The organism is Caulobacter sp. B11 (assembly GCF_002737765.1).
GTDB lineage: Bacteria > Pseudomonadota > Alphaproteobacteria > Caulobacterales > Caulobacteraceae > Caulobacter.
The window spans coordinates 1-5,379 of record NZ_PEGG01000361.1; the positions used below are offsets into that span (position 1 = coordinate 1).

Sequence of the window (5,379 nt, forward strand, 5' to 3'; positions counted from 1 at the left end):
GGTCGAGAAGATGATGGCCGCCTGAATTTCTTTTAGGGCGGGTTGCGCACCGGCGAACCCGCCGCTATACCCGCCACCTTCCCGTCCGGGGCGCTTCTTGTGAAGCCTTTCGGGCCGCTCTGGCGGACGCGTAGCTCAGCGGGAGAGCACCTCGTTGACATCGAGGGGGTCACAGGTTCAATCCCTGTCGCGTCCACCATTTTCCTTCAAGCCCATGAACAGCCCGCGAATCTGGAAATTCCAGAACGAACGCGCGCAGCGGCGACCGCACCCTGCCGCACACGGTCATTTCCAAACCTTGAGAAGATGGCGCCGGTGCAGGCCTTCAGGCCGTCCGGCCGCGACGGGAGCCCGTTCACGAGCCGGCGTCACGGCCTATCGCCAGCCGCGAATCCTCCCGACGCGTTCCGTGGTGGTGCAAGCCACACCCTCAGAGTCAGTGTTTCTTCAGGGCTGGAAGGCCAGTTGGTGGAAAAGGCCGCTAGCTCGGATTCTAACGCCCAGCCCCGCCGGAGCAAATCGCCTCTGGGCCGGCGGGGCGGGGGTGAGGCTACCCGGGTTGATAGTCCGCGCGGACATACCAATCGTCAAAAATGGATAGTCGCGTGAATTTCCGCCGATAACCTTTGGAAGTTAAAAGCTCGAATATCTTTTCGCGATTCTCGGTTCCGTTGTGTTCCACGGAAATCAGGTTGAATCGATATTCTTCAAAATCGTGGTCAAGAAGAATGTCGAACTCGCTGCCTTCGGTATCAATACTCAGATAATCAATCTCATTTGGCGCCTTAGATTGCCTAAGCAGATCGCAAAGTCTTATTGTTTCGACAAGGTGCTTTTCCCCCTGTTCGCGCAACACGGCGTGGGAATCGCTTTCTGAATACGATTCTATAGTAGATAGCTCGGCATTCGGAGTTTCGTTAAACGTAACTATTTCTCCAGTCGTTGTGTAGATGCATTTTGTCGAAACTATACAATTTCTTTCAGCAATTATCCCGCTGCGCCAAATTTTACCCGGCTCTGCTACTATGCCGTTCCAATTGTGCTGCTTTTCCAGAATAAATGAATTGCTTAGTGTTTTTCCATTGCATGCACCGAATTCCACGAAATAGCCCGAATTCTTTTGCCTGGTTTCGTAGAGTACCCAGATGTCCTGAAATAATTGAGAATTAGAGCTTTGAGCATTCTGCAAAAGGTATAATAGGAAATTAGCTTCGTCGTCATTGCCAAGTGGGTCGCATGGATATTGCTCACGAAGAGCCACGCATGTGTCGTATACCAACTTGAGTACATGGTAATTCATCGTGTCGATCCCCGTTTCGATTTCACACTATATCATCCTGAATTCTATGATTTCTACAAAAGACCCACTTAATGCGGCGATCGCGCCCCGCTGAAGTCATTACGCGGCAGAATCCGCTGTTCAATCGAAACTGTCTATGAATCCGATGACCATTTTTCGCTGACTGAGCGGGTGGGGGCGTCAGGTGATGGCCGTGCCCTTCGGCGACCTCTAGACTTTCTTGGGTCGACCATGCTTCGGCTGAGTTCATTGTGACGACCGTGTCGGTCTACGGCGTGAAGGGTGGCGATGCCAAGGCTGTAGCGCCGTCCCCGAAGCCTGGTCGAACAGCGCTCTGCCTCCGAACCCCTGATTGTTCGCGCGTTTCGCGAACAATTCCCCTCGCGCGAGAATTTACCCCGCAAGATGGGTTTTCGCCGCTCTGGAACGGCGCCGCCTGATCTTGCCAAGCTGTTAAGGTTAACATAACGCTGCTATGCCAGCGCCGGCCCTTTCCGGCTGACGCGGCCATGGCTGGGGCTGCAAAATCCTGAGGGGCTAACTTGAAACACGCACTTATTGCTGGTCTGGGCCTGCTGCTGGCGACCGCCGGCGCCGCGGGCGCCAGGAGCGCTATTCCTATGCGTCTCCGGCCTCGCCGTCGCTCCGGTCCGGCCATGGCTGCCACGAGGCGCCGCATACGCCAGGCGACGACTGCGTCTGCGATCGCGAAGTGACTTCTATGTGCAGCCGGGCGGCTGGAACGATATTCGCGCCGCGCGCCGGGCGTGCGGGTCTATGGCCGTCCGATCACCATCGCCTCGGGCCGCGTCGATATTCAGGGCCCGCCGGTCTATGTCGAGGCCCCGCCGATCCGTATCGCCGCGCCGCAGATCTATCTGCAGCCGCCCGGAAGTCATCGTTCGCCCGTCGAACGTGACCGTCGAGCCGCCGCAGATCCACTTCACCGGTTGCGCCGACGGCGCCCCCTGCGCCCCGACGCGCGCGCGCCCCCGGCGTCGCCGCCGGAATGGGCCGCCCGCCCGCCGAAATAGGACGACAACGCCGGTCGGGCCCCGCCTGACCGGCGTTTTTCTTTTTGCTCGCCGCCTGTTGCGCCCGTCTTGTCAGGACTGTCCCGTCAGGACCGTCGGCGTTCAGGCCGAGGGGCGAGGCCTCAGGACTTGCAGAAGTCGCGGGCTTCCTTGGCCAGGGCCAGGTCGCCGCCGGCCAGGGCCGCCTTGACGGCGGCCGGGCACTGGTTTTCGCTCAACAGTCGGGTGACTTCGCCGCGCAGGGCGTCGCGCGCCTCGGCGGCCTCGCGCAGGCGCCGCGCCTCGCGGCGATCCCCCGGAAGACACAAGGCCATCCAGGACGCGTCCGCGCAGCGGGCGATCAGCCGCGCCTGGCGGCCGGCGTCCTCGTCGACCGTGTCGCTACGCGGGCCCGTCTGAGGCGGCGCGACAGGGGGCGGGACGCCGTCGGGGGTGAGGGTCACGCCGGGCGACAGGGTCACGGCCGGCATCTGATAGTGGCAGACCCAGCCGGTCGGCGTCATTTCGCACGACTGCAGCTTGGCCTGCTCCTCCTGGAGCAGCGCGGAACCGGCCATGACGAGCAACAGCGAAATCATGATCAACCTCGAACCTGCTGAAGGGTGATCCTACCGCGCCTCACCCCGTCGACCCAAGGGTTTCCGGCGGGGCTGCATCGAGGGGGCCGCTGGACCACTTTCCAACCCGCTCGGCGCAAAATCAGCGACTGTGGCGGATCTGCAACGCCCATTTCCCTCGGTGGCGCGTTTGTCGTGATGGAACCGCTCCCAAGCCGGTTTTGACACAGATTTCAAAGAGGTTTCACAGATGAAGATCCGTTTGCTGGCGGGTGCCGCGGCGCTCGCGCTTTGCGCGGCCAATAGCGCCGTCGCTCAAACCGCGCCCAGCGGCTGGTATGTCGCCGGGGATGTCGGATATCACGCCACGGACGGCATCGAGGGCAAGTCCTCGGTCAACGCCACCGACGGCAAGCCCTATGACTGGACGTTCTCGGCCAAGGACGACTGGGCCGGCTTCGCCCGCCTGGGCTACAAGTTCTCGCCCAACTGGCGCGTCGAAGGCGAATACGGCTATCGCGGCGGCGACATCGAGAGCGTGCGCGGCCCCGGCAATCGCGCCCAGCCGATCGGTCTCTGCACCGCCGGTCCGATCCGCACCATCGCCAACCCGACCTGCGGCGAGCCCAAGGGCGAACTGCGCGCCACCACCCTGATGGCCAATGTCCTCTATGACTTCATGCCCGACTCCAGCTGGCGTCCCTTCGTCGGCGTCGGCGTCGGCACGGCCTGGGTGCACAACAAGGTCTATGGCCAGCTGAGCGGCGTTCCGACCGGCGGCGCGCCCTACCAGAACACCAGCTTCGACGATGTCGAACAGGCCCTGGCCTATCAAGGCCTGCTCGGCGTGGCCTGGGACTTCGCGCCCAACTGGACGATGGACCTGACCGGCCGCTACCTGGCCACCAAGGACCTGGCCTTCGGCTCGGTGACCCAGAATGTCGGCCCCGGCGTCGGCGCGATCACCAATGTCGGCAGCTTCGAGGGCGACTACAAGGACGCCTCCGTGACCCTGGGTCTGCGCTACACCTTCGGTTCGGCCCCGCCGCCCCCGGCCCCGCCCGCCCCGCCCGCCCCGCCGCCCTTGCCGCCGGAAGCCCCGATGCCGCCGCCCCCCGCCGCCGGCCCCGATGGCCTACGAGGCCCGCGAATTCGTGGTCTACTTCCCGTTTGACCAGTCGGTCCTGACGCCGGAAGCCCAGGCCGTGGTCTCGCAAGCCGCGCAATACGCCAAGGACGGTTCCGCCACCCGCATCACCGTGGTCGGCCACACCGACACCTCGGGCTCGCCCAAGTACAACGCCCGCCTGTCGGAGCGTCGTGCGAAGGCCGTGGCTGACGGTCTGGTCGGCATGGGCGTCAACGCCACGGCCCTCGCCGTCGACTGGAAGGGCGAAAGCGCTCCGGCCGTGTCCACCGGCGACGGCGTCAAGGAACCGCTGAACCGCCGTTCCACGATCTCGATCAACTTCTAAGACGTTCGACCGGTTTGGAAGGAGGGGCTCGGCCGCAAGGCCGGGCCCTTTTTTGTTGGCCGAGGCTCTCCTATTCGCGGCCTGGCGGGCTGCGAAAAGACGCTCCCGGTGGGGGGCCGGGAGCGTCATCGCCGGGATCCCCGCGAGGGCTGCGGGGCCGGAAGGACCGACATTCTTAGAGGTGTCGGCTCTCAGGGACGGGCCCTGCCTGGCCAGCTATACGCCTACTCGCCTGTTGAGGGAATTAAATCGCGCCGGGTCGACCAGGCGAGAAAGGTCACGGGGCAGGGGCGAGGCCGGTCCGCCGCCCGGGCCACCACATGCTCGGCCAGAAGCGCGGCGCGAGGCAGAAGCCGCGCCCGCCCAGACCGCTGAGCACGAACAGGCCGTCGGGCGAGTCCGGCAGGCGTCCGGCCAAAGGCAGGTGATCGCGCCGTGGTCGCCCGGATGGCGGCCCGTCCGTCCAGAGCCAGCACCCGCAGCCGATCGGCCAGGGCGGGCAGGGCCGTGGCCAGGCTCGTCAGGTTGCGCGCGTGGTCGGCCGCCGGGTGTCGGTCTGGCGATCGTCGCGATCATGGTCGCCCCGAACAGCACGCCGTCGCGGGTGGGGATCGCATAGCCGCCGAACGCCACGGGCGGCGGGGCGGCGGCCTGGGTCCAGCTGGCCTGACCGCGCACCAGGCGCAGGGGCGCCTGCGGCCACAGGCGGTCCAGATCGGCTCCGCCGGCCAGGATCACCACCTCCGCCGTGGCCATCACCTCGCCCTGGTCGTCCAGCAGGTCCCAGCCCAGCGCGGTGTGGGCCAGGCGGGCCACGGCTCGCGGCTCGCGGCGCGGCGCCCAGGCCTCCAGGATCAGGGCGGGTTCGATGACCAGGGCCTGGCCCATGGCCAGGGCCGGCAGCCCCGGCTCCGACAGGCGCTCGGCCACCTGATCCTCGGCGGCCAGGCTCATGGCGGATGGGGCGAAGATCCCCTGGGCGGCCACCGCCGCGAAGCGCTCGCGCTCGCGAG

General features: G+C 64.9%; 3 protein-coding genes, 1 tRNA gene and 2 pseudogenes. 3 read left to right on the plus strand and 3 right to left on the minus strand.

All coding sequences use genetic code 11. The features are described 5' to 3' along the window. Positions 1–124 precede the first annotated feature (124 nt). Positions 125–199: transfer RNA gene (locus CSW58_RS12730), tRNA-Val, on the plus strand. A gap of 351 nt (positions 200–550) precedes the next feature. On the opposite strand, the gene CSW58_RS12735 is transcribed toward CSW58_RS12730, so the two are convergent. Beyond that, complete coding sequence (locus CSW58_RS12735; RefSeq protein ID WP_161494620.1) at positions 551–1,261, minus strand: FkbM family methyltransferase; 711 nt, start codon at positions 1,259–1,261, stop codon at positions 551–553. An 806-nt stretch (positions 1,262–2,067) separates the two neighbouring features. Between CSW58_RS12735 and CSW58_RS12740 the strand changes: the two genes are divergently transcribed. Further along, positions 2,068–2,334, plus strand: coding sequence for a hypothetical protein (locus CSW58_RS12740; RefSeq protein WP_099447536.1), 267 nt, complete (start codon positions 2,068–2,070; stop codon positions 2,332–2,334). Positions 2,335–2,456: 122 nt separating this feature from the next. On the opposite strand, the gene CSW58_RS12745 is transcribed toward CSW58_RS12740, so the two are convergent. Further along, positions 2,457–2,912, minus strand: coding sequence for a hypothetical protein (locus tag CSW58_RS12745; protein WP_236627824.1), 456 nt, complete (start codon positions 2,910–2,912; stop codon positions 2,457–2,459). Positions 2,913–3,141: 229 nt separating this feature from the next. On the opposite strand from CSW58_RS12745, the pseudogene CSW58_RS12750 reads away from it, so the two are divergent. Beyond that, a pseudogene (locus tag CSW58_RS12750) lies at positions 3,142–4,366 on the plus strand (OmpA family protein). Positions 4,367–4,582: 216 nt separating this feature from the next. On the opposite strand, the pseudogene CSW58_RS14185 reads toward CSW58_RS12750, so the two are convergent. Continuing rightward, positions 4,583–5,379, minus strand: a pseudogene (locus CSW58_RS14185) (FAD-dependent cmnm(5)s(2)U34 oxidoreductase); the annotation flags it as partial.